The organism is Paenibacillus typhae, assembly GCF_900099765.1.
Classification (GTDB): domain Bacteria; phylum Bacillota; class Bacilli; order Paenibacillales; family Paenibacillaceae; genus Paenibacillus_AQ; species Paenibacillus_AQ typhae.
Genome location: NZ_FNDX01000044.1, coordinates 12,491 through 36,527, shown reverse-complemented (window position 1 = coordinate 36,527; position 24,037 = coordinate 12,491). Strand labels below are relative to the sequence as shown.

Below are 24,037 nucleotides of genomic sequence, written 5' to 3'. Positions count from 1 at the left end.
AGCCAGTCTCACGAAGATGTACGGGCAGGCGAATGCTAAATAGAAGGCGCTGGGATACAGGAACAAAGCTTTACATGTGCAAAAGGGGGAAGCGGCGGTGAAGGTGAAGTCGAGCAAGGATTTTAAGCTGCAGCGGGATGTGGAGTACGGAACGCCGGAGCAGAACGAGACCGTAAAGCAAATCGTAGCTACTATAAAAAAAGAAGGCGATGCCGCGCTGCTCCGGTACACGGAGCAGTTTGACCGCACGGTGCTGACTGCAACGGAGCTGCGGGTGACGCCAGAGGAGCTGCAGGCTGCGTACAGCCAGGTGGAGGATTCATTCGTTACCGCGATCCGCGCCGCTGCGGTGAATATCCGGGCGTTCCACGCCCGCCAGAAGCGCAGCTCATGGATGGATCTGCAGCCGGACGGCACGATCCTCGGCCAGATCATCCGCCCGCTGAAGCGGGTGGGCGTCTATGTTCCCGGAGGCACGGCGGCTTATCCGTCGTCCGTGCTGATGAACGTCATTCCGGCACAGATTGCCGGTGTGCCGGAGATCGTCATGGTCACCCCGCCGGCCACGGGCGGCAAGGCGGGGATTGACCCTTACATTCTCGTTGCCGCCGCTGAAGCGGGCGTAAACGAGATTTACCGGGTAGGCGGCGCCCAGGCGGTCGCCGCCCTGGCCTTCGGCACGGAATCAATCGCGCCGGTCGATAAGATCTGCGGGCCGGGCAACATTTATGTTGCCCTTGCCAAACGCGAGGTCTACGGCGCTGTCGATATCGACAGCATCGCCGGACCGAGTGAAATCGTCGTGCTCGCCGACGATACCGCCGAGCCGGCCTACGTCGCGGCCGACCTGCTCTCCCAGGCCGAGCATGACACAATGGCCTCGGCCATTTTGGTGACGCCATCGCAGAGCCTGGCGGACAGCGTTGCTGCCGAGGTGGAGCGGCAGCTGCGGGACCTGCCGCGCGAGGCGGTGGCGCGCGCCTCGGTCGAGAACCACGGCGCGATTATCGTAACGGAATCGCTGCAGGAGGGCATTGAGGTGGTCAACCGGCTGGCGCCGGAGCACCTCGAGGTTGTGGCGGCTGATCCGATGGGCCTGCTGGGCAGCATCGAGAATGCCGGGGCGATCTTCCTCGGCCCCTACAGCTCGGAGCCGGTGGGCGATTATTTTGCCGGACCGAATCACATTATACCGACCAACGGTACGGCGCGGTTTGCTTCGCCGGTCGATGTGGACGATTTTATCAAAAAATCAAGCCTGATCTACTATAGCAAGGAAGCGCTCCTGCGCGACGGGGAGACGATTATGGAGCTGGCCAGACGTGAAGGTCTTGAGGGCCATGCAAGGGCGATTCAAATCAGACTGGAGAACGAAGCGAAGGGTGGAGCAGAAGATGGAGAATAACAATAATGAGCTGGCAGAACGCAAGGCCGGACTTAGCCGCACAACAAATGAAACGGACATTAAGCTGTCGCTTGGCGTTGACGGCAGCGGTGTTGCCGAGCTGGAAACGGATGTGCCTTTCCTGAATCATATGCTGGATCTGTTCGCCAAGCACGGCCAGTTCGACCTGTCGGTGCAGGCCCGTGGAGATATTGATATAGATGACCACCACACTGTGGAGGATATCGGCATTTGTCTGGGACAGGCGCTGCGTGAAGCGCTGGGCGATAAAAAAGGAATCAAACGTTATGCCAGCGTGTTTGTTCCGATGGATGAGGCCCTGGCGCAGGTTGTGATCGATATCAGTAACCGTCCGCATTTTGAGTACCGTGCCGAGTATCCGTCACAGCAGGTAGGCAGCTTCTCTACGGAGCTTGTACATGAGTTCCTCTGGAAGTTCGCGCTGGAGGCACGGATTACGCTGCACGTTATTGTGCACTACGGCTCCAATACCCACCACATGATTGAGGCGGTATTCAAGGCCCTGGGCCGGGCGCTGGATGAAGCGACACTGATTGATCCGCGTGTAAAGGGCGTGCCTTCTACGAAGGGAGTGCTGTAGCATGACCGTTGCAATCGTCGATTACGGCATGGGCAACCTGCACAGTGTCAGCAAAGCCGTGGAGCGGCTGGGCTACGAAAGTCTGGTGACAGGCAAGGCTGAGGAGATTTTTGCAGCGGACAGCGTCATCCTGCCGGGAGTCGGTGCGTTTGGCGATGCGATGGAGCAGCTGCGCGCAAGCGGTCTCGACGGGATCGTGAAGCAGGCTGCCGCCGGCGGCCAGCCTGTACTCGGCATCTGCCTGGGCATGCAGCTGCTGTTCAGCAGCAGCGAGGAGCACGGAGAGCATACCGGACTGGATATGCTTCCGGGAGCGGTCGTCCGGTTCGCCGCACGTGAAGGCTACAAGGTGCCGCATATGGGCTGGAACCGCTTAAGCTTCCGCCAGCCGCAAAGTCCGCTGCTTGAGGGGCTTGAAGAAGGGCATGTGTATTTTGTCCACTCCTATCATGCACAGGTGGAGCAGGAAAGTGACCTGATTGCCGTCACAGATTACGGGCATCCGGTAACGGCAGTAGTCGGACGGGATAACGTGTATGGCATGCAGTTTCACCCGGAGAAAAGCGGGGAGCTGGGCATGAAGCTGCTGAGAAATTTTTTGCAGATTAAGAACGGGCAGAAGCGGGCGTAAGCACGCTATCAATCTATTATAGGGAAAGCAGGGGCGCCAGATGTCTTCTTTTATCGTATATCCGGCAATTGATATCCGGGATGGAAAATGTGTAAGACTGCAGCAGGGGGATTATGCCCAGGAGACGATTTACAACGACAGTCCGGTCGAGGTGGCAAAATCGTGGGAAGAGCAAGGCGGGAAATTCATCCACCTCGTCGATCTGGACGGTGCCAAAGCCGGCCATCCGGTAAATGATGTTATCATCGGCGCAATCGCCAAAAATGCAAATGTTCCTGTACAGGTCGGCGGTGGGCTGCGCTCGCTTGCTGATGTGGAGAAGCTGCTCGGGCTCGGTGTCAGCCGGGTGATTATCGGAACGGCGGCCATCAACGACCATGCTTTTACGGAAGCGGTGCTGGCCAAGTATGGCGATAAAGTGGCTATCGGGATTGATGCCCGTAACGGATACGTGGCAACCCACGGCTGGCTTAACACTTCGGAAGTGCGTGCCGAGGATCTGGCAAAAGAGCTCGCGGGCAAGGGAGCGGAAACGTTCATCTACACCGACATCTCGCGCGACGGTATGATGCAGGGCCCGAACATTGAAGGTATCCTCTCCATGGCTGCTGCCAGCGGACGGACCGTTATCGCCTCCGGCGGCGTCACCGTCTTGGATGACCTGCTGCGCCTTAACGTACATAGCGGCAGCGGTATCGGCGGAGCCATCGTCGGCAAGGCGCTGTACACCGGCAATATCAACTTGACCGAAGCGCTTTCAGCGCTTGGGCAGAGATAGAAGCAAGTAGCATTTAAAGGTTTTTGCAGTTTTGCACTTTTGTGTTTTTACAGTTTTGCACTTTTGCGTTTTCGCAGCTTTGCACTTTTGCAGGAGCGCCTATTGTTCAAGCGGCCCCGCAGGGGCTAGCGCTGCCTGCTCCTTGTTGCCGGGTGCTCCTCGGTCTCTCCTAAGACAGCTATCCGGGTGTCCAGAGGGCCGGGGCCCTTGGGGTCCCCCTTGGCTAAGGGGGATTTAGGGGGATCGAAAATGCCTTTTGTCTGGGTTTTTTGATCTGAAAAGCCTTTGGTAAGCCTTTAGGTTTGATTGGTTTGATCGAATTTTTTTGATTTTAAGTATTTTTACTGAAAATTTTACACGGTAAGGTTTTACTTTTGGAGGGATGCCGCATGTTAGCCAAACGTATCATTCCCTGCCTGGACGTAAAGGACGGGCGGGTAGTCAAGGGTGTGAATTTTGTTAATCTTCGCGATGCCGGGGACCCGGTGGAGCTGGCGGCGATCTATGACCGTGAAGGTGCTGACGAGCTGGTGTTCCTGGACATTTCCGCCTCGGTGGAAGGGCGGGCGACCATGGTTGAGGTTGTCCGCCAGACCGCCGGGGAGATCGCGATTCCTTTTACAGTCGGCGGCGGCATCTCGACTCCGGACGATATGAAGCGGATTCTGCGCGCCGGTGCCGATAAGATCGGCATCAACACGGCTGCAGTGAACAATCCCCAGCTTATTCTTGAAGGGGCGCGCCGCTTTGGCTCCCAATGTATTGTAGTGGCAATGGATGCCAAATATAATGAGGCTTGGGGCGAATGGGAAGTGTATACGCACGGCGGTCGCAAGCCAACCGGTATCCGGGCGCTGTCCTGGGCGAAGGAGGCTGAACGGATGGGCGCCGGCGAGATTCTGCTCACCAGCATGGATGCTGACGGAACCAAGGACGGATTCGATCTGAAGCTGACAGCAGCGGTGAGCAGCCTGGTAGGCATTCCTGTCATCGCTTCCGGCGGAGCCGGTAAGATCGGTGACTTCTACGATGTATTTACCGAAGGTAAGGCCGATGCAGGGCTTGCCGCTACTATTTTTCACTATAAAGAAATTGCAATACATGATCTGAAGGCAGACTTGAAGTCTAAAGGGGTAGAAATCCGATGAGCCAAGAACAAGAAGCCATTATCGAAAATATCCGCTGGAACGAATCCGGGCTGCTGCCTGCTGTTGTTCAGGATGCTCGTACGTTGGAGGTGCTGATGTTCGCCTACATGAACCCGGAGTCGCTGCGGCTCTCGCTTGAGACCGGACAGACCTGGTTCTGGAGCCGTTCCCGCAGTGAGCTGTGGCATAAGGGCGGAACCTCGGGCAACACCCAGGCGATTACTTCCATTCATTACGACTGTGACAGTGATACGCTGCTGGTGAAGGTGGTTCCGGAGGGACCTGCCTGCCATACAGGTGAAAATACATGCTTTTACCGCGAAATCCCGCTTACCGGTCAGGCAGCAGCTGCGCCTCAGCGCACCGCAATTGCAGATGAAGGGCGTTTTGCCGTACTGGGCGAGCTGGAGCGGGTGATTGCCGAGCGGGAAATCGAGCGTCCGGAGGGTGCTTATACAACCTATCTGTTCGATAAAGGCGTAGACAAGATTCTTAAAAAGGTGGGCGAGGAAGCTTCCGAGACGATTATCGCCGCCAAAAATAAAGACAATGCCGAGCTCCGCCTCGAAGTGAGCGATCTGATCTATCACCTGCTGGTGCTGCTGCAGGAGCGCAAACTGCCGCTGGATGAGATTCTGGACGAGCTGAGCGCCCGCCATGAACGTCCGCGCCGCGACTAGGAGGGGATAGAGGGATGCATATCGACTATCATACCCATCATGAGCGCTGCGGTCATGCGGTAGGGAAGCTGGAGGAGTATGTGCAGCGCGGGATTGAGCTTGGCCTGCAGCAGCTGGGCCTGTCCGATCATCTGCCGCTGATTCATGTGAATCCGGACAGCTACTACCCTGAAATGGCCATGCCGCTGGCAGAGCTTCCGCGGTATGTCGAGGAATGCCTGACGCTGAAGGAGCGCTACCGCGGAATCATTGATCTGCGTGTGGGGCTGGAAGCGGATTATATTGAAGGCTATGAGGAGCAGATCCGCGAGCTTTTGTCACCCTATCCGTGGGATTATCTGATCGGCTCTGTGCATTTTCTCGGGGAATGGGATATTACGGATCACCGGCAGACCGGCGGCTGGGAAGGCAAGGATGTAATGGAGGTATACCGCCGTTATTATGATGCCGTACGGAAGTCGGCGTTATCGGGATTATATGATATTATAGGACATATGGATGTGATCAAACGGTTCGGCTACGGCCCGCAGACTCCGGAGGAGAAGGCCGAAGCCAGGGAACTGGAGCTTAGCGCGCTGAAGGCGATCGCCTCAAGCGGGATTGCCATGGAGCTGAATGCTTCCGGACTGACCAAGCCCTGTGCCGAAATGTTCCCGGCGGAGCATGTATTGCAGCAGGCGTTTACGCTGGGCATTCCGCTTACACTCGGCTCTGATGCCCACGACCCGGCCAAGCTGGGTGACGGGCTGCAGGAAGCCCGCAGTCTGCTATGGCATACCGGCTTCCGCGAGGTGGCGGTGTTTGAAGGCCGGCGCCGTTCATCGGTACCGTTTGAGCTTAAATTATGATCTAAATTATGATCCCAGGAGGGTATTATGCAGCATCATCAATTGCGTATTTTTTCCGGTTCGTCAAATCCGAAGCTGGCCGCAGACATTGCGGAACGTCTTGGTGCACCCCTCAGCCCGATTAAGCTGACCCGTTTCAAGAGCGGTGAGATTTATGTGCATTATGAGGAGAGCATCCGGAACTGCGACGTATTTTTGGTGCAATCCCTCGCTCATCCTATTAATGAGCTGTTCGTAGAGCTGCTTGTGATGATTGATGCCGCCAAACGCGCCTCGGCAAGGACAGTGAACATTATCGTTCCTTACTACGGCTATGCCCGGCAGGAGCGGAAATCTGCACCCCGGGAGCCGATCTCGGCCAAAATGGTTGCCGATGTGCTGACCACTGCAGGGGCAACCCGGGTCATTACCATTGATCTGCATGCGGCTGCCATTCAGGGCTTCTTCAACATTCCGGTGGATCATCTGACTGCGCTTGATCTGATCAGCGGTTACCTGAAGGTTAAGAATATCTCGAACCCTGTGGTGGTATCGCCGGATGCAGGACGTGCCTCCATGGCCGAGAAGCTGGCCAGCCGGCTGGATTCACCGTTTGCGATTATGATCAAGAAACGTCCGGCACATAATGAATCCGTCATCACTCATGTGATAGGAGATGTTGAGGGAAGAACGCCAATCATCATCGAGGACCTGATTGATACCGGCACGACAATTGTGAATGTGGTTGAGGGACTGAAGGAGCGGGGAGCCGGCAACAGTATTGTCTGTGCGACACACGGGCTGTTCTCCGGTGATGCGCTGACACGCATGGATCATGACAATATTGATGAGATTGTTGTCACCGACTCGATTGCGCTGCCAGACGATCACTCTACACGTTACAAGGTGCTGTCCGTTGCGCCGATGCTGGCAGAAGCCACACGCATTATCATTGAAGGCGGATCTATTGATAAATTGTTCAGAGACGCGGGGATTTGATTCCCGCGTTTTTTGCTGTGCTTGCGGCGGTGAAGGAGCTGCTTCATCTATTTTCCTGAGGAGCCACCTTCCCTTAGCTTGAGAATCCCCCGCTCACTTGTGTTATACTGTGTGAAGCAGCTAAGCCCAGAGATGGAAACGATAGACTGCTTTAGGATAGGAGCCCGGAGTGCCCTTTACGGCACAACTCTCCTGTTTTTGCGCGAGGATAAGGAAGCTTACAAAGGGAGGTGCCTTGCTTCCATGATTGAGAGAACTTCAGATGAGACGGAGTTAAGCAATGTCATTCCGGTGACTCTGGATGCCAATTTTTTCTTTGAAAGAGCCGTTCGGTCGCTGGACCGCTTTCAATATGATAAGGCATTAAAGAATTTCCGCAAAGCTGTTGAATATGAGCCGGAGAATCCGGTAAATCACTGTAACATGGCAGGCATCTTATCGGAGATGGGTAATTATAAAGCATCCAATGAGATTCTGACCCATGTGCTGGAAAAGATCGACCCGGCGATGACGGAATGCCACTTCTATATGGCTAACAATTATGCCAATATGGAGAGCTTCGAGGAGGCAGAGCGCTCGCTGATGACGTATCTGGAGCAGGATGGCGCCGGTGAGTATCTGGCGGAGTCCGAGGAGCTGATGGAGCTGCTGCAGTATGAGCTGGACCGTCCGGCTCCGCTGATCAAGATCCGCAGCCGTGAAGGGGTTGTGGAGCACGACCGTGCCCGTGCCCTGCTTGAGGAAGGGAAGTTTCCCCAGGCGGTGGATCTGCTGGAGGAGATCGTGAAAGTGACTCCTGACTTTCTGGCAGCCCATAACAATCTGGCATTAGCCTACTTCTATATGGGCCGTTTTGCAAGAGCGAAGGAATGTCTCGGAGAGGTGCTGGAGCAGGACCCGGGAAATCTGCATGCCCTGTGCAATATGGCTATCTTTCTGCAGTATGCCGGGGACCGTGACCAGCTGGATACGCTGCTTGCAAGGCTTGAGACCACCGTGCCCTTCCATAAGGAGCATGTGTTCAAAATGGCCACCACGATGGGCATTCTGGGCCGGCACAAGACGGCCTACAGTCACTTCCGCCGCCTGCTGAAGGATGAAGAGGTTGGCGCAGACGCGAGCCTGTTCCATTATTGCGCTGCTGCTGCGAGCAACAGCGGATTGCACAGCGACGCCTTGCGCTGCTGGCGGCAGGCCTCCAAGCTTGATCCGGCATCGCCCGTACCGGCTTTCTTCCTGGCCCAGCTGCAGCAGGCGCTGGCAGAGGGCCGGGCAATGTCGCCGGTCAGCTATAATTACCAGCTGCCCTTTCAGGAGCAGCTGAAGCAGTGGAAGAACAATGCGAGCAGCTTCACAGCTGAAGTTCGCAGCAATCCGCTGCTGCGGGCCTCCTTCTTCTGGGCGCTGCGCTACGGCGATTCCGGGACCAGAATGCAGGTTACCGAGGCGCTCCGCTGGATTGAGGACGAAGAGATGTCCGAGGTGCTGGGAGAATTGCTGCAGCAGGAACCGCTCCAGGAGGAGAAGCTGCAGGAAGCGGCGCTGATCAGCCTGCAGCGGCTGATCGGAAGCAGCCTGAAGGAAAACCCCGTTTCGGCAGAAGAGCAGGAACTGGCGCAGGGGGATTTGCCTTCTTCAACAGAGAAGGTATAACCCCGGCAAGGTAATATAAGCAAGCAGGTATAAATGAAGCGGGATTCTGCATCCTTATATTGTTTACCAGAAACAGTGAGAGGGCTTCTTCTGAAGCTCCGCCGCTGTTTCTTCTTATAAATCATTACCTACTCGTAAGGAGGCCATAGTGATGTACAAAACGATTGTAATCGGAACAGGCCCGGCAGGGCTGACTGCCGCTATTTATCTAGCCCGCGCCAATCTCAGCCCGCTCGTAATTGAAGGCTTGCAGCCGGGCGGACAACTGACAACGACGACAGAAGTGGAGAACTTTCCTGGCTTTCCTGAGGGAATTCTCGGCCCTGATCTGATGGAGAATATGCGCAAGCAGGCTGAGCGCTTCGGTGCACAGTTCAAGAACGGCTGGGTGGAATCGGTCGATTTCTCACAGCGTCCGTTCAAAGTGAAGGTGGATGGGCTGGGTGTGCTTGAGGCGGAATCGGTCATTATTTCAACCGGCGCTTCGGCGCGGTATCTGGGAATTCCGGGCGAGCAGGAGAATGTAGGGCGCGGGGTAAGCACATGCGCCACCTGTGACGGATTCTTTTTCCGCGGCAAAAAAATTATTGTTGTCGGAGGCGGAGACTCCGCCATGGAGGAGGCCAGCTTCCTGACCCGCTTCGCTTCTAACGTAACGCTGGTTCACCGCCGTGAGGAGCTGCGCGCTTCCAAGATCATGCAGGACCGGGCGCGTGATAACAGCAAGGTAACTTGGGCGCTGAACCGTACCCCGCTGGCCGTAACAGTCGGAGATACAGGCATAGTCAAAGGATTAACCGTCCGCAATAATGAGACAGGCCAGGAAGAGCTCATTGAAGCAGACGGCGTATTTGTCGCTATCGGCCACACGCCGAATACAGGCTTTCTGGGCGGGCAGATTACAACGGATGCCAATGGATACATTGTGGTGAACCCGGGTACGACGGAGACGAACATTCCGGGCGTATTCGCCTGCGGCGACGTGCAGGATACCCGCTACCGGCAGGCCATCTCTGCAGCCGGAACCGGATGTATGGCCGCGATGGATGCCGAGAAGTATCTGGAGGGCACAATGGTGCATGACTGGAGCGAAAGCCTTGATAAGTAAAGTTTGAAGTATACTACAGGATCAAGCCGGTAATTCCGCTTATGCGGGATGCCGGTTTTTTTGTGCGGGGAACGGCTGATTACCCTTGGCAGTAACCCGCGCAGCAGCAAGGTGCAGGCGGCATTCGATTTATTTAAAAAATAAAGTACATACCGGCTCCAACTTAGTGATTGCAATCACAATCTGTGATTAGGGCCTATGCTAAGCTGATGTTGAGAAGAGTTCTCAATATGTGGGTTAAAGGAATGGTGTCCATGAACAAAGTGCTGAAGATGGATGAGTCCATATTCGAGTTGGTGAGCCGGCATCCCGAAGTAAGCGGCATTATGGTGGAGCTGGGGTTTCAGGATATTGCCAAACCGGGGATGCTGCAGACCGCAGGCCGGTTCATGACCCTGTCGAAGGGAATCAAACTGAAGAAAATGGATCCTGAAACCGTTAGGCAGACCTTTGTCCGTCATGGTTTCGAGATTGTTGAATAGAAGTATTCCGCATATAAAGGAGAGAGTATCATGAGTGAATTAATTAATAACCGTGAAGTGGATGTACCCGAGCAGACCCGCCGCCAGGCGATGCTCAAGGAAATTATTAAAGAGCTGCATGCCGGCAAAAGTGTAGATGAGGTCAAAGCGCGCTTTGCTGAAGCGGTTGGCGATGTGACGGTAGCGGAAATTTCTGCAATGGAGCATTCGCTGATGACGGAGGAAGGTATTCCGGTAGAAGAAGTCCAGCGGCTGTGTTCGGTCCATACCGCAATCTTTAAAGGCTCGATCGAGCAAATTCACCGTTCCTCGAAGCCGGAGGAGCAGCCTGGTCATCCGGTGCACACCTTCAAGCAGGAGAACCGGGAAATTGAGCGGCTGGTTAACTTCCGTCTGGAGCTGCATGCCGGCAAGTTCCTGAAGAATGAGAGCGACGAAATGATTTTCAAGCTGCTGGAGGATTTGAGTCTGCTGCTTGATCTTGATAAGCACTACAGCCGCAAGGAGAATCTGCTGTTCCCTTACCTGGAAAAGTACGGTATCTACGGGCCGACTAAAGTTATGTGGGGTGTGGATGACGGCATCCGTGCGATGATTAAAGGGGCTAAGGCAGCACTTAGCCAGTACAAGGGCAACAAGGAAGAGATCGGTGAACAGCTGGCTCAGATTATACAGGAAGTTAACGAAATGATCTTTAAGGAAGAAAATATTCTGCTGCCGATGGCGCTCGACAAGCTGACTGAGGATGAATGGGTCAAAATTGCCCGCGAAAGCGACGAGATCGGCTTCTGTCTGACAGCGCCGGAGCAGGAGTGGATACCGGAACGCTCACCTGAACCGGAAGGTGCCGCGGTCTCTGCTGAGGAGCAGCAGGCAGGCGAAAGCCCGCAGGGCTTTATCCGGTTTGAAACCGGCCTGCTGTCGCTGCACCAGTTGGAGACTATCATGAACCATCTGCCGGTTGACCTGACCTTTATCGATGAAAATGATGTGGTCCGTTATTTCTCCCACGGTAAGGAGCGGATATTTGCCCGGACCAAAGCGGTCATTGGCCGTACCGTCCAGAACTGCCATCCGCCGCAAAGTGTGCATGTCGTGGAGAAGCTGCTGGAAGACTTCAAGGCAGGACGCAAGGATGCCGAGGATTTCTGGATTAGTATAAAGGATAAGTTCATCTATATCCGTTACTTTGCAGTCCGGGATGAAGCCGGCCGTTACATGGGAACGCTGGAGTTCACCCAGAATATCGCCCCGATCCGCGCGCTGGAAGGACAGAAACGGATTTTATCGGAATAGAGTTAATTCTTCATAAGGTGCGGGCCTCAGGGCCTGTGCCTTTTTCTGCTGGCAGAGAGTGTAACCTGCTATGAGGATACCTGTAATAGTGTACAAGTCATAGATTATAGTGATAACGCATACAACGTTAATATGGCCGATTAAGGAAGCCCCGACGCCTGCTCTGCCAGTCTCTTTTTGTCCAGCCTGGTTTTTAGAGTAGGGTATACAGCCGGGTGTGCCGCCTTTCCTTGACCGCAGGGGAGGCTTCTATTATAGTGGGTACGTAGGATTAACTATTTTAGCATAGAAAAAGGTGGCTTGTTACATGTCTGAGAATATCTACGTTGGCGTGGATTTAGGTGGAACCACGATTAAGGTTGGAATCTGCAATGCCGAGGGAACCCTGCTGCACACTTACGAGGGACCTACGGGGACTGCGGATGGCGTCGATGCCGTTATCGATAACATCGAGAAGTATGTACGCCTGATTGTGGAAGAATCCCCGTACTCCTGGGAACAGCTCGCCGGTGTGGGAGCAGGCCTGGCCGGATTTACGAATATTCGTGAAGGAATCATCATTCTTGCGCCTAACATAGGATTTAGAGATGTGCCGATCCGTTCCATCCTGGAAGGACGCCTTAACAAGCCAGTCAAAATAGACAATGATGCGAATGTGGCTGCGCTGGGTGAAGCCTGGAGCGGCGCAGGCCGCGGCATTGAGAACTGCGTCTGCTATACACTGGGAACCGGTGTGGGCGGCGGTATTATCATTAACGGCAAGGTATACCAGGGCTTCGGCGGTCTGGCCGGAGAGCTGGGCCATATCTCGGTTGTGCCTGATCTGGAAGCCATTCAATGCGGCTGCGGCAATATGGGCTGCCTGGAGACCGTATCCTCGGCCACCGGCATTATCCGTATGGCTAACGACGCTGTAGCACGCGGAGACCGTACTTCGCTCTCTTCGGTGGAGAAGATTGCAGCGAAGGAAGTATTCGATGCTGCAAAAGCGGGCGACGAGGTCGCACTGCGCATTGTTAACCGTGCCGCATTTTACCTGGGCAAGTCCATGGCGGCAGTTGCTGCCGTGCTGAATCCGGAAGTCTTTATCGTCGGCGGCGGAGTATCCAAGGCAGGCGACATTCTGTTTGATGAGGTGCGCCGTGTGTTCGCCAAGCTGGCTCCAGAGCCGCTGCAGAAGGGCGTTACCATCGTGCCTGCGGAGCTTGGAAATGATGCCGGTATTATTGGTGCGGCGGGTCTCCTGCTGCGTTCTTAATAAGCGGGACTTATTCATATACTAATCTTAGGGAGGGAACGCTCTCATGACCGAATTGGAGCACTCCGAAACGGCCGGCGCCACCCTGATCATTATTACAGGCATGTCGGGCGCAGGCAAAACAATTGCTGTTCAGAGTTTGGAAGACCTTGGTTTTTTCTGTGTGGATAATCTGCCGCCGGTGCTGATACCGAAATTTGCTGAACTGATTGAGCAGTCCAAAGGCAAGATCGCCAAAGTGGCACTCGTTATTGATTTGCGGGGACGGGAATTTTTTACGGCGCTTTCTGAATCGCTGACCTACATCAAAAATGAGTCAACGATCGGCTGCGAAATTCTCTTCCTCGATGCTACGGACTCCGTGCTTGTGCAGCGTTATAAGGAGAGCCGGCGGCATCATCCGCTGGCCCCCAAGGGGATGCCGCTTGACGGTATCCGGCTGGAGCGCCAGATGCTGGATGAGCTGAAGAATTCGGCTACCCTGTGTCTGGACACAAGCAGCATGAAGCCGGCCCAGCTGAAGGAGAAGATTGTCTCCAGATTTTCTCACCTTGGCAAAAGCACACTCTCCGTTAATATTACTTCGTTTGGTTTTAAGTATGGTATTCCGATTGATGCAGACCTCGTGTTTGACGTCCGCTTTTTGCCGAATCCGCACTATGTGGATCAACTGCGGCCCAAGACCGGCCAGGACAGCGATGTATACGACTATGTAATGAAATGGCCCGAAACGCAGGCTTTTCTGACCAAGCTGCTGGATATGCTTCATTTCCTGATTCCTCAATACCGCAAAGAGGGCAAGTCCCAGATTATTATCGGCATCGGCTGTACCGGCGGGAAACACCGTTCAGTCGCCATATCCGAGTATCTGGGTAAGATGCTGGGAGTCAGCGAGACGGAGACGGTAGCGGTCAGCCATCGGGATTCCGAGCGTGACCGGCATTAACGAGAGAAGGGGTCTAAGTGTCCGAAGAACAAGAGAAACGTCCGAAGATCGTCGTAATGGGCGGCGGCACAGGACTTTCTGTTATGCTTCGCGGTTTGAAAGAGAAGCCGCTTGATATTACAGCAATTGTAACTGTGGCAGATGACGGAGGCAGCTCCGGTATTCTGCGCAGTGAGCTGCAGATGCCGCCTCCCGGCGATATCCGCAATGTGCTGACAGCCATGGCGGATGTAGAGCCGCTTATGGCGCAGATTATGAGATACCGCTTCAGCAGTGGGGAAGGACTTGCCGGGCATAGTCTCGGCAATCTTATTCTCGCGGCGCTTACCGATATCTCGGGTGATTTTGTGACCGCGGTGCGGGAGCTGAGCCGGCTGTTCGCTGTCCGCGGGCGTGTATTGCCCGCCGCCGGTGAAGCGGTGGTGCTGCATGCCGAGATGGCCGATGGTACAATTGTTACAGGTGAGTCCAAAATACCCGAGGCCGGCGGCCGGATCAAACAGGTGTTTTTGGAGCCCGCAGATGTGGAACCGCTGCCGGAGGCGCTGGAGGCGATCCGTGGTGCCGACGCCATTCTATGCGGTCCGGGCAGCCTGTACACCAGCATCCTGCCCAACCTGCTGGTGCCCAAGCTGGCAGAGGCTGTTGTAGAATCCGATGCGATCAAAATCTTCGTCTGCAATGTAATGACCCAGCCGGGCGAAACGGACAACTATACCGTCAGCGATCATCTCCAGGCCGTATATGATCACATCGGGCTGCATTTGTTCGATTATGTGATAGTCAACGACGGGGAGATCCCGGAGCAGGTACAGGTTAAATATGCCGAGAAGGGCGCACGCCCCGTGCTGCTTGACCGGGATGTGCTTGATGGCAACGGGTATAAGGTAATTGCTGATAAGCTGGTATTGTTCAAGACCTATTTGAGGCATGATACGGATAAGCTCAGCCACCATATTTACCAGCTGGTCAAGGATTGGATTTCCAGATAAACAAGCTTCAATGAACATGAAAGAGGTGAGCCCCTTGTCTTTTGCGGCACTTACCAAAAAAGAGCTGACGATGGTGGAGAGCCCGCCCTGCTGCGAGAAGGCGGAGATGTCGGCGCTGATCCGGATGAACGGGTCCGTGCAGCTTTCAAGCAAAAAGGTGGTTCTGGACATCTCGACGGAGAACGCCGCGATTGCAAGGCGGGTATATTCTTTGCTTAAGAAATATTACCAGGTCCATATCGAGCTGCTCGTGCGTAAAAAAATGCGTTTGAAGAAAAATAACGTCTATATTGTCCGAATCCCTAGCCGGGTGCAGGAGATCCTGAAGGACCTGCGGATTGTATCCGAGGGCTTCATCTTCAATGACGGAATTGACGAGGAAATCGTCAGAAAAAACTGCTGTAAACGGGCGTATCTCCGCGGAGCCTTCATGGCCGGCGGGTCGGTAAACAATCCCGAGGGCTCGTCCTATCATTTGGAAATCGCTTCCATGTATGAAGAGCACTGCAAAGCGCTGGTGGATCTGGCTGGTGAATTTCACCTGAACGCCCGCTGCATAGAGCGCAAAAAAGGCTTTATCCTATACATTAAGGAAGGCGAGAAGATCATCGAGTTCCTGAACCTGATCGGTGCGCACCAGGCGCTGTTCAAATTTGAGGATGTGCGGATTATGCGCGACATGCGCAACTCCGTAAACCGCATCGTCAACTGCGAAACGGCCAACCTGAACAAAACGATCAGTGCGGCTGTTCGGCAGATTGAGAACATCAAGCTGCTGCAGCGTGAGGTGGGGCTGGAGAGCCTTCCGGATAAGCTGCGCGAGGTCGCAGAAATCAGGCTGGCACACCCGGACATCAACCTGAAGGAAGTCGGTGAGATGCTGAAGGGGAATGTCAGTAAATCGGGAGTAAACCACCGTTTACGCAAAATTGACGAGCTGGCAGAGAAAGTCCGCGGCGGCTAATTATTTTTTTTCTAGTGTGGATGCGGTTATAATGATATAATATTATAAAATTAATGTGAAATTTTTGGGCAGATCTCAAATAGGGGGTAAGCGTTTCATGACAAAGCACCCGGTAGTTGTACGGTTGAAGACGGGGCTCCACGCTCGGCCGGCAGCATTGTTCGTGCAAGAAGCCAACAAGTTTTCGTCGGAGATTTTCGTGGAAAAAGACGATAAAAAAGTTAACGCCAAAAGCATCATGGGCATTATGAGCCTGGCGATCAGTTCCGGCACGGAGATTTATATCAGCGCGGATGGCGCCGATGCGGATCAGGCTGTAACCGCTTTGACAAGTCTTGTCAGCAAGGAAGAGCTGGAGAACCAATAGGTTTCCGCCTTGCTTACGATGTAGTTACAAAAAGCCCCTAACGGGGCTTTTTTTACTTTAACGAAAAAATGTTTTTGAAATGCGCACCTGAATGCAACTTTTACCAAAGAGGCCCGTCTAGAGGATACCAAACAAATAAAGGATCTGAAAGGGGATGTTAAGCATGAAGAAATGGGGCAAATCACTTGGAGCGGTACTGCTGGCAGGAAGCTTAATTGTTGGAGGAATGGGGCTGAGCAGTGTGTTCAAAGGACCTGAAAAGGCTTACGCCGCAGAGGAAATTACCCGCAATATTGTCAGCGTAACAGGTAAGGGCGAGTTGTCGATCAAGCCGGATATCGTCTATCTGTCGATTGGAGCGAATTCATCTGCGGCAACGGCGCAGGAAGCGCAGAAGGCCAATGCAGCCAAAATTGCCAAAGTGACAGAACAGCTCAAGACCACTTGGGGAATCGCCGACAAGGACATCCAGAGCACCCAGTTCAGCGTTCAGCCTAACTACACCTACAGCGAAAAGGACGGACAGCAGGTAAAAGGTTACATCGCACAGCACACACTGCAGGTGGCTTACCGTGACCTGACCAAGGTAGGAGCACTGCTCGATGCTGCTTCGGCTGCAGGCGCGAACAACATTGGCAGCGCACAATTTGCAATTGAAGATCCTTCCGCTTTTGAAGCACAGGTTATCGAAAAGGCTATGGCGAATGCGGATGTAAAAGCTGCAGCTATCGCCAAAGCGGCTAAACGCAGTCTGGGCCAGGTTGTTACCGTAACCCAGAACGATGTAGGCAATAACCCTGTGTACTACATGGAAAATGCGGCAATGAGCAAGGCTGCTGCAGATACTGCCGGAGGCACTTCGGTTGAACCGGGCCAGGTAAAGGTTACTACCCAGCTCAGCGTAGTATATGAATTGAAATAGGAAACGGAATAACGGGACCCTGCTTCAGCCTTCAACGGCACAGCGGGGTCTTTTTTTAGCTAATTAGACACTTTGGGGTAGAAATTCTCTCATTTTGTTTAAGGAAAAGTAACAAGACCCTTTAAATATGCTGTAAATGCTTAAGAAACTGTAAGGGAATTTGTAACAATCACGGCAGCCCTACTCTCTATAATAAGAGGAGTGGACCAGGGGGCCAGGCTTTCCGGGTCTTAGGGGGAACATCAAGTCAATCATCGTACCTGCGGAAGGAGAAATCGGAATGAATATTATACTTAAGGAACAAGCGCGCAAATGGGGAACGGGAATCATGGCGGCAAGCCTGCTGCTCGGAGGTGGAGTGCTGTCAGCGGGAGCCGCCCAAGCAGCACCGGCTGCAGCACAGGCTAAGGCGGCCCAGTCAACAGTAGTACTGAAATGGAACGGCAGCATTACGCAGCAGACCGGCATTCTCAGCGGGGGCAAGGTCTGGGTACCTGTCAGCTTCCTGCGGGATACACTGGGTATGCCCGTGACCTATGATAAAACCGATAAGACCTATTCCATCGGCAAAGGCAACACGCTGACCAAGCTGATGGTTTCGGATTACAGCATAGCTATTTCTGTAAATAATTATTTTCTGGGCGACTATGAAGCGAAAAATATAAATAACCGGCTGTATATACCGTATGACCTGATGACGGATTATCTGGGCTATCAGGGGGACTGGAGCGCGGCTACCGGCCGTCTGAACGTCATGAAGCAGAAGCAAAATCCTATTACGATCACTACCGAAAGCTTTGTAAAGGAGTCTGAGGTTGCTCCGATCAAGCTGGATTACCCGCAGGTGAGCGGGCTGGCTAATGCTGCAGCACAGAAGTCGATCAATGATACGATCAAGCAGCTTGTCCTTAATTATGCGGCAGATGCCGAGAAACAAATTGCCAACAGGGCACAGGATGACCGGCCATATGAGTTCCAGGGCGGATATGTAGTTACGTACAATAAGGACGGGGTGCTCAGCCTGGTAACTGAACAGTACGGCTATACCGGTGGTGCGCACGGAATGACCCTCCGCAATGCCTTCACATTCTCGCTGAAGGACGGTAAACGCCTGCTGATCGGTGATCTGCTGAAGGCCAATCCGAATTATAAAAAAGAGCTCAACACCAAGCTTTCTAAGCGGATTAAGGCTGAGGGCGGTTACCTCGGCGGATTTACCGGACTAAACACAGAGAAATATTTTTATTTAAAAGAAGGCAAGCTTGTCGTGTTCTTCCAGCTGTACGAATACACCGCATATGCTTCGGGGTTCCCGCAGTTTGACTTTACCTTTAAGGAATTGCTGCCCGATGGAAGCAGTCCATTCGCAGCTTTTAAATAAAGGCCCAGTCTGCACCTCCGTGCATTGTAAAGAGCCCTTCTGCTGCCCCTTTAGGGCGCTGGAGGGCTTTTTGCCGCCTGAATCCTCCGCACATACATATAAGGATGTCATGCCGTTACGGGGCGCCTCTCCTGTTCATATGCTGTAGAAAGTACCGCTTAACAGGAAGGGGGAAGAAAAGGATGAGCTATCAGTATACGGCGATCGGGGACTCCCTGACCACAGGCTTCGGAGCACTGCCCGGAAACGGGTTCGTGCCGGTCTACCGGAGAATGGCGGAGGCCCGCCTGAGAACGCCAGTCCGGCTGACGAACCTTGGTGTAAACGGACTGACTACAGACGGTCTGGAGCAGCGGCTGAAGGGCAATTATAACTTCCGTCTGGCCGTACAGGAGGCTGACATGATCACAATCTCCATTGGCGGCAATGACCTGATCAAAGCTGCCAAGGCTGCCGGCAGCCATCCCGGTGATCTGTCACCGCTGCTGCAGCAGGCTCTGCGCGGCTGCAAACGGAATATCAGTGATATCATGGGTACGCTGTCACAGCTCAAGGCCGGCATGAATAAGCCGTACATCATCCGGATTGTCGGATTGTACAATCCCTATCCGCAGATAGATGAAGCTACGGAATGGGTCCGGCAGTTCAACCGGTATACTGCCGGCTACAGCAGCCGGGTCTGCGGATTTGCCTCTATTTACAATGAGTTCGCCGGCAATGAGCGCGGCTTATTGTTTCTTGACCATATCCATCCTAACAGCAGGGGCTACCGGGTCATTGCGAATAAGCTGGACGGCTTGGGGTATGGGCGGCTGGGTTAAGTTTATACGGGTTTGGAACTGAATATATAAGTATGTAAATATATAGAAGTATGTAAAAAAAGGCTGCCGGGACCCTTAAGGGTCTCGGCAGCCTTTTATGCTGTTATTCAGCTTACACGCCGGCTGGCAGTGTCTTCTCGATAACTTTATCGACGATACCGTACTCGGCTGCATCAGCAGCACTCATGAAGTAATCGCGGTCTGTATCCTTCTCAATACGTTCCAGCGGCTGGCCGGTACGCTCGGAGAGGATGCGGTTCAGCTTGTCGCGCAGCTTCAGGATGCGGCGGGCGCGGATTTCGATATCCGTTGCCTGGCCCTGAGCCCCGCCCAGCGGCTGGTGAATCATGATTTCGCTGTTCGGCAGCGCAAAGCGCTTGCCCTTGGCACCGGCGTTCAGCAGGAAGGCTCCCATGGAAGCAGCCATACCTACGCAGATTGTGGATACATCCGGTTTGATGTATTGCATTGTATCAAAGATAGCCATGCCGGCTGTGATCGAACCGCCCGGGCTGTTGATATACAGGTGAATGTCCTTATCCGGGTCTTCGGCAGCCAGGAACAGCATTTGTGCGATGATGGAATTGGCTACCACGTCATTAACATCCGTTCCAAGGAAAATAATGCGGTCCTTCAGCAGGCGGGAATAGATGTCATAAGCGCGTTCGCCGCGGTTGCTCTGTTCTACTACCATTGGAATATAACTCACGTGTAAAACCTCCTTGAATGGGTTCTTCGGAATGTGTTCATTTTTTACTGTTACCGTATTAACCACATGATAAACAAAATCAAACAAAAAGTCAAAGAAAGTCAAACTTAGTTTTAAAAAAAAGAGCCGACAAGCGGCTCTTTGGTTAATTAACAGTAGGACTACTGCTAAATTATGTACAAACATGAAAATAATGGCGCGCCCGCCAAGAATCGAACTTGGATCTCAGGCTTCGGAGGCCTACGTCATATCCATTGGACCACGGGCGCAACAGAATTTATTATAATACATGAAATCAGAAATTGCAATAAACATTAAAAGGGTCCTTTAAAATAACTTTGTGTACTTTTAAAAATTCCCGTTTTCTGCTCGTTCACCAGAGGGAACACTGGCTGTTTCGGCTGTGCCCAGGGGGATTCAAGACTCTTACACCCTGTGATAGATGTATAAGATGAAAAGCGGTTGAGAATTATACTCTCGGATGACTTGCACTCCGCGTAATATTTGGTTAGAATATGAGTGGGACTTAAAAAGTTAACCCGGGACATTTTGAGACCACGAACAAGGGAATAGAGAAAGACGAAGTTGCAGGAGTGAAAGCATGCGCAATTTATTGGAAATCCAAAAGCAGCTTCTGCCGGATCTCATGGAAACCCTTAAGAGGCGTTACACGATTCTACATCAGATCATGCTGTCCGATATTATTGGGCGCAGAACACTGGCCGCGTCGCTGGATATGACCGAGCGGGTGCTGCGTGCCGAGACGGATCTTCTGAAATCGCAAGGGCTCATTGAGATCGAGAATGTCGGCATGCGCATTAGCGATGCCGGTCGCAGAACGCTTGACCTGCTGGAGCCGATCGCCAAGAGCCTGTTCGGCTTGGATGATCTGGAAGAGAAGATCCGCTCAACGTATGATCTTAGCAAAGTTATTATCGTGCCTGGGGATTGTGAATCATCTCCGTTCACCAAGCGTGAGCTGGGACGTGCAGGCGCCAAGGCCTTTCTCGGTGTGCTGCGCGGTGACGATACCATTGCTGTAACAGGCGGCTCTACACTGGCTGAGATGGCCGATCAGCTGACCCTGCCCTTATCCGCCTCCTATAAGAATGCATGGGTTGTCCCTGCACGCGGAGGGCTTGGAGAGAGCATGGAGATTCAGGCCAATACGATTGCTTCTACCATGGCCAAGCGGATCGGAGCGAATTACCGTCTGCTGCATGTGCCGGATCTGCTCAGCGAGGAAGCCTACCAGTCGCTGGGGCATGACTCGAACATCGGGGAGATTGTACAAATTATCCGCAGATCGCGTATCATTGTTCATGGGATCGGTGATGCACTGGAAATGACCCGCCGCCGCAGGCTGGATGAGACTACGGTCTCGGAGATTCAGGCTGAAGGTGCGGTTGCCGAATCGTTCGGCTACTATTTCAATGAAGCCGGCGAGGTTGTTCATACCATGCGTACGATCGGACTCCGTTTAGAGGATATACTCCGTACAGAGGTCGTTATCGGTATCGCAGGGGGCAAACGCAAAGCCAAAGCAATCCACGCAATGCTGCGCTTCGGGCAAGAGGATATTCTGGTTATTGATGAGGCGGCTGCCGTCGAAATCGGCAAAGAAATCGACACAGAGTTGCAGCATGTGCTATAGATTCCAGGATATGGGGAGCTTTCGCAGTTATTTTGCATTATACTTAACATTGTTGTCTTGACGAGCTTCACGGCTTGTCTTGAATAAATAAAACGAAATCTAGGAGGAACTATTCAATGAGTGTAAAAGTTGGTATTAACGGTTTTGGACGTATTGGACGCCTTGCATTCCGCCGTATTCAAAATGTAGAAGGTATCGAAGTGGTAGCAATCAACGACTTGACTGACGCTAAGATGCTTGCTCATTTGCTTAAATATGATACAACTCAAGGTAAATTCCAGGGAGACGTTGAAGTTCATGACGGATTCTTCAAAGTAAACGGTAAAGAAGTTAAGGTTCTTGCGAACCGTAACCCGGAAGAACTGCCTTGGGGCGACCTCGGCGTAGACATCGTTCTGGAGTGCACAGGCTTCTTCACAACTAAAGAAGCTGCTGAAAAGCACCTTAAAGGCGGAGCTAAAAAAGTAGTTATCTCTGCTCCAGCTACAGGCGACATGAAAACTGTTGTTTACAACGTTAACCATGACATCCTTGATGGTTCCGAAACAGTTATCTCCGGCGCATCTTGCACAACCAACTGCCTGGCTCCAATGGCAAAAGTCCTGAACGACAAGTTCGGTGTGGTTGAAGGCCTGATGACTACAATCCACGCTTACACTGGCGACCAGAACACTCTTGATGCTCCACACGCTAAAGGTGACTTCAGACGCGCTCGTGCAGCTGCTGAGAACATCATCCCTAACACTACCGGTGCTGCAAAAGCAATCGGTCTGGTTATTCCAGAACTGAAAGGCAAACTTGACGGAGCAGCACAACGCGTGCCTGTTGCTACAGGTTCCCTGACTGAGCTGGTTACTGTTCTTGAGAAGAACGTAACTGTTGAAGAAATCAACGCAGCAATGAAGGAAGCTTCCGATCCAGAAACTTACGGCTACACTGAAGATGAAATCGTATCTTCCGACATCAAGGGCATGACTTTCGGTTCCCTGTACGATGCAACACAAACCAAAGTCCTGACTGTTGGCGACAAACAACTGGTTAAAACTGTTGCTTGGTACGACAACGAAATGTCCTACACTGCACAGCTGGTTCGCACTTTGGAACACTTCGCAAAACTGGCTAAGTAAGACCGGCTTAACATAAGCAGCATCTATAGAGCGGAAACAGAAGTTCCTTGTTTCCGCTCTTTCTAAATTTGGGTGTGGAGGAAGACTAATCATGAACAAAAAAAGCGTCCGTGATGTAGAAGTAGCAGGCAAACGCGTATTCGTGCGCGTCGATTTTAACGTTCCGGTGGAAGACGGCAAGATCACAGATGATACCCGTATCCGCGAAACCCTTCCAACGATTAAGTACCTGATCGAAAACGGTGCTAAGGTCATTTTGGCGAGCCACATGGGCCGTCCAAAGGGCCAATTCGTTGATTCCATGCGTCTTACCGTTGCTGCAGAGCGTCTGTCCGAGCTGCTCGGCAAACCGGTAGCCAAAGCTGATGAAGCTGTCGGCGAGGCTGTTAAAGCGCAAATCGCTGAGCTGAACGACGGCGACGTGCTTGTGCTTGAGAATGTCCGTTTCTATCCGGGCGAAGAAAAGAACGATCCTGAACTGGCTAAGCAGTTCGCTGAACTGGCTGACCTGTTCGTAAATGACGCGTTCGGCGCGGCTCACCGTGCTCATGCTTCTACTGAAGGTATCGCTCACTTCCTGCCGGCTGTATCCGGTCTTCTGATGGAGAAGGAATTGTCCGTACTGGGCAAAGCTCTTTCGAACCCTGAGCGTCCTTTCACTGCCATCATCGGCGGTTCCAAGGTTAAGGACAAAATCGACGTTATCGACAACCTCTTGAACCTGGCTGACAATGTTCTGATCGGCGGCGGCCTTTCTTATACATTCACCAAAGCTCAAGGCTATGAAATCGGCAAATCGCTGGTAGACAACGATAAAATCGACGCTGCGCTCGGATTCATCGAGAAGGCTAAAAAACTGGGCAAAAACTTCGTACTTCCGGTTGACGTTGTTGTCGCTGACAAGTTCGGTGCGGATGCCAACACCAAAATTGTAGATGTTACTGAAATTCCTGCTGACTGGGAAGGTCTGGACATCGGTCCTAAAACCCGTGAAATCTACGCCAATATCATTAAAGATTCCAAGCTGGTTGTATGGAACGGACCTATGGGCGTATTCGAAATCGATATCTTTGCTGAAGGAACCAAGGCAGTAGCGCAGGCTTGCGCAACAACTGAAGGTTACACTGTCATCGGCGGCGGCGATTCCGCAGCTGCAGCAGAAAAATTCCAGCTGGCTGACCAAATGGATCACATCTCTACTGGCGGCGGCGCATCCCTGGAGTTCATGGAAGGTAAGGCACTTCCTGGCGTAGAAGCACTGAACGACAAGTAAGAGGCAAAGAAGGAG

Annotated in this window: 24 protein-coding genes and 1 tRNA gene; 23 read left to right on the top strand and 2 right to left on the bottom strand. The window is 52.9% G+C overall.

The annotated features are described in order from the left end of the window. Nucleotides 1-97 precede the first annotated feature (97 nt). The 20 genes from hisD (at nt 98) to BLR64_RS24320 (ending at nt 19,259) form a co-directional block, all read left to right on the top strand. A complete protein-coding gene (gene hisD, locus BLR64_RS24415) occupies nt 98-1,405 on the top strand; it encodes a histidinol dehydrogenase (protein ID WP_090718626.1) in 1,308 nt (435 codons plus the stop codon). After that, nucleotides 1,395-2,006, top strand: a complete 612-nt coding sequence (hisB, locus tag BLR64_RS24410) for an imidazoleglycerol-phosphate dehydratase HisB (RefSeq protein WP_090718624.1) — start codon at nt 1,395-1,397, stop codon at nt 2,004-2,006. The genes hisD and hisB overlap by 11 nt, the downstream gene beginning before the upstream one ends. A 1-nt stretch (nt 2,007) precedes the next feature. Then, nucleotides 2,008-2,637 (top strand): imidazole glycerol phosphate synthase subunit HisH, encoded by a 630-nt coding sequence (hisH, locus tag BLR64_RS24405; protein WP_090718622.1) that lies wholly within the window; start codon nt 2,008-2,010, stop codon nt 2,635-2,637. Nucleotides 2,638-2,677: 40 nt separating this feature from the next. Continuing rightward, the gene (hisA, locus tag BLR64_RS24400) at nt 2,678-3,415 is read left to right on the top strand and encodes a 1-(5-phosphoribosyl)-5-[(5-phosphoribosylamino)methylideneamino]imidazole-4-carboxamide isomerase (protein ID WP_090718620.1); all 738 of its coding nucleotides are present in this window, start codon (nt 2,678-2,680) and stop codon (nt 3,413-3,415) included. A 389-nt stretch (nt 3,416-3,804) separates the two neighbouring features. Next, nucleotides 3,805-4,563, top strand: a complete 759-nt coding sequence (gene hisF, locus BLR64_RS24395; protein ID WP_090718618.1) for an imidazole glycerol phosphate synthase subunit HisF — start codon at nt 3,805-3,807, stop codon at nt 4,561-4,563. Continuing rightward, nucleotides 4,560-5,243 carry a bifunctional phosphoribosyl-AMP cyclohydrolase/phosphoribosyl-ATP diphosphatase HisIE gene (hisIE, locus tag BLR64_RS24390; protein ID WP_090718616.1) on the top strand — a complete coding sequence of 228 codons (684 nt, stop codon included), beginning with the start codon at nt 4,560-4,562 and terminating at the stop codon, nt 5,241-5,243. The genes hisF and hisIE overlap by 4 nt, the downstream gene beginning before the upstream one ends. A gap of 14 nt (nt 5,244-5,257) precedes the next feature. Further along, nucleotides 5,258-6,091 (top strand): histidinol-phosphatase HisJ, encoded by an 834-nt coding sequence (hisJ, locus tag BLR64_RS24385; RefSeq protein ID WP_090718615.1) that lies wholly within the window; start codon nt 5,258-5,260, stop codon nt 6,089-6,091. A gap of 27 nt (nt 6,092-6,118) precedes the next feature. Then, nucleotides 6,119-7,069, top strand: a complete 951-nt coding sequence (locus tag BLR64_RS24380) for a ribose-phosphate diphosphokinase (RefSeq protein WP_039869041.1) — start codon at nt 6,119-6,121, stop codon at nt 7,067-7,069. A gap of 243 nt (nt 7,070-7,312) precedes the next feature. Next, on the top strand, nt 7,313-8,722 hold the full coding sequence (locus BLR64_RS24375) for a tetratricopeptide repeat protein (RefSeq protein WP_244157842.1): 1,410 nt from the start codon (nt 7,313-7,315) through the stop codon (nt 8,720-8,722). Nucleotides 8,723-8,873: 151 nt separating this feature from the next. Continuing rightward, nucleotides 8,874-9,830 carry a thioredoxin-disulfide reductase gene (gene trxB / locus BLR64_RS24370; protein ID WP_090718613.1) on the top strand — a complete coding sequence of 319 codons (957 nt, stop codon included), beginning with the start codon at nt 8,874-8,876 and terminating at the stop codon, nt 9,828-9,830. A 254-nt stretch (nt 9,831-10,084) separates the two neighbouring features. Beyond that, nucleotides 10,085-10,312: a DUF1858 domain-containing protein gene (locus BLR64_RS24365; protein ID WP_090718648.1), complete on the top strand. Its 228-nt coding sequence runs from the start codon at nt 10,085-10,087 to the stop codon at nt 10,310-10,312. Nucleotides 10,313-10,342: 30 nt separating this feature from the next. Further along, nucleotides 10,343-11,608: a DUF438 domain-containing protein gene (locus BLR64_RS24360; RefSeq protein ID WP_090718611.1), complete on the top strand. Its 1,266-nt coding sequence runs from the start codon at nt 10,343-10,345 to the stop codon at nt 11,606-11,608. A gap of 307 nt (nt 11,609-11,915) precedes the next feature. After that, entirely contained in the window at nt 11,916-12,866 is a 951-nt protein-coding gene (locus BLR64_RS24355) for an ROK family glucokinase (RefSeq protein ID WP_090718609.1), read from the top strand. A 46-nt stretch (nt 12,867-12,912) separates the two neighbouring features. Next, entirely contained in the window at nt 12,913-13,812 is a 900-nt protein-coding gene (rapZ, locus tag BLR64_RS24350; protein ID WP_068721683.1) for an RNase adapter RapZ, read from the top strand. A gap of 56 nt (nt 13,813-13,868) precedes the next feature. Beyond that, nucleotides 13,869-14,804 (top strand): gluconeogenesis factor YvcK family protein, encoded by a 936-nt coding sequence (locus BLR64_RS24345; protein ID WP_167360777.1) that lies wholly within the window; start codon nt 13,869-13,871, stop codon nt 14,802-14,804. 34 nt (nt 14,805-14,838) lie between these two features. Then, the gene (whiA, locus tag BLR64_RS24340) at nt 14,839-15,768 is read left to right on the top strand and encodes a DNA-binding protein WhiA (RefSeq protein ID WP_068721687.1); all 930 of its coding nucleotides are present in this window, start codon (nt 14,839-14,841) and stop codon (nt 15,766-15,768) included. Nucleotides 15,769-15,865: 97 nt separating this feature from the next. After that, nucleotides 15,866-16,135 carry an HPr family phosphocarrier protein gene (locus BLR64_RS24335; RefSeq protein WP_019914358.1) on the top strand — a complete coding sequence of 90 codons (270 nt, stop codon included), beginning with the start codon at nt 15,866-15,868 and terminating at the stop codon, nt 16,133-16,135. Between the two features lie 163 nt (nt 16,136-16,298). Next, complete coding sequence (locus tag BLR64_RS24330) at nt 16,299-17,057, top strand: SIMPL domain-containing protein (protein ID WP_090718606.1); 759 nt, start codon at nt 16,299-16,301, stop codon at nt 17,055-17,057. A gap of 280 nt (nt 17,058-17,337) precedes the next feature. Next, entirely contained in the window at nt 17,338-18,438 is a 1,101-nt protein-coding gene (locus BLR64_RS24325) for a PdaC/SigV domain-containing protein (RefSeq protein WP_090718604.1), read from the top strand. Nucleotides 18,439-18,620: 182 nt separating this feature from the next. Next, nucleotides 18,621-19,259: a GDSL-type esterase/lipase family protein gene (locus tag BLR64_RS24320; RefSeq protein WP_090718602.1), complete on the top strand. Its 639-nt coding sequence runs from the start codon at nt 18,621-18,623 to the stop codon at nt 19,257-19,259. A gap of 112 nt (nt 19,260-19,371) precedes the next feature. Here the strand turns inward: BLR64_RS24320 and clpP are convergent, their stop codons facing one another. Both clpP and BLR64_RS24310 read right to left on the bottom strand, forming a co-directional pair. Then, nucleotides 19,372-19,968 (bottom strand): ATP-dependent Clp endopeptidase proteolytic subunit ClpP, encoded by a 597-nt coding sequence (gene clpP, locus BLR64_RS24315; RefSeq protein ID WP_068721693.1) that lies wholly within the window; start codon nt 19,966-19,968, stop codon nt 19,372-19,374. A 194-nt stretch (nt 19,969-20,162) separates the two neighbouring features. Continuing rightward, nucleotides 20,163-20,237, bottom strand: a tRNA-Arg gene (locus tag BLR64_RS24310). A gap of 332 nt (nt 20,238-20,569) precedes the next feature. Between BLR64_RS24310 and BLR64_RS24305 the strand changes: the two genes are divergently transcribed. The 3 genes from BLR64_RS24305 (at nt 20,570) to BLR64_RS24295 (ending at nt 24,022) form a co-directional block, all read left to right on the top strand. After that, complete coding sequence (locus tag BLR64_RS24305) at nt 20,570-21,622, top strand: sugar-binding transcriptional regulator (protein ID WP_090718600.1); 1,053 nt, start codon at nt 20,570-20,572, stop codon at nt 21,620-21,622. A 116-nt stretch (nt 21,623-21,738) separates the two neighbouring features. Further along, nucleotides 21,739-22,749, top strand: a complete 1,011-nt coding sequence (gene gap / locus BLR64_RS24300) for a type I glyceraldehyde-3-phosphate dehydrogenase (protein WP_068721698.1) — start codon at nt 21,739-21,741, stop codon at nt 22,747-22,749. Nucleotides 22,750-22,840: 91 nt separating this feature from the next. Then, the gene (locus tag BLR64_RS24295) at nt 22,841-24,022 is read left to right on the top strand and encodes a phosphoglycerate kinase (RefSeq protein WP_068721700.1); all 1,182 of its coding nucleotides are present in this window, start codon (nt 22,841-22,843) and stop codon (nt 24,020-24,022) included. The last annotated feature ends 15 nt before the right edge of the window (nt 24,023-24,037 follow it).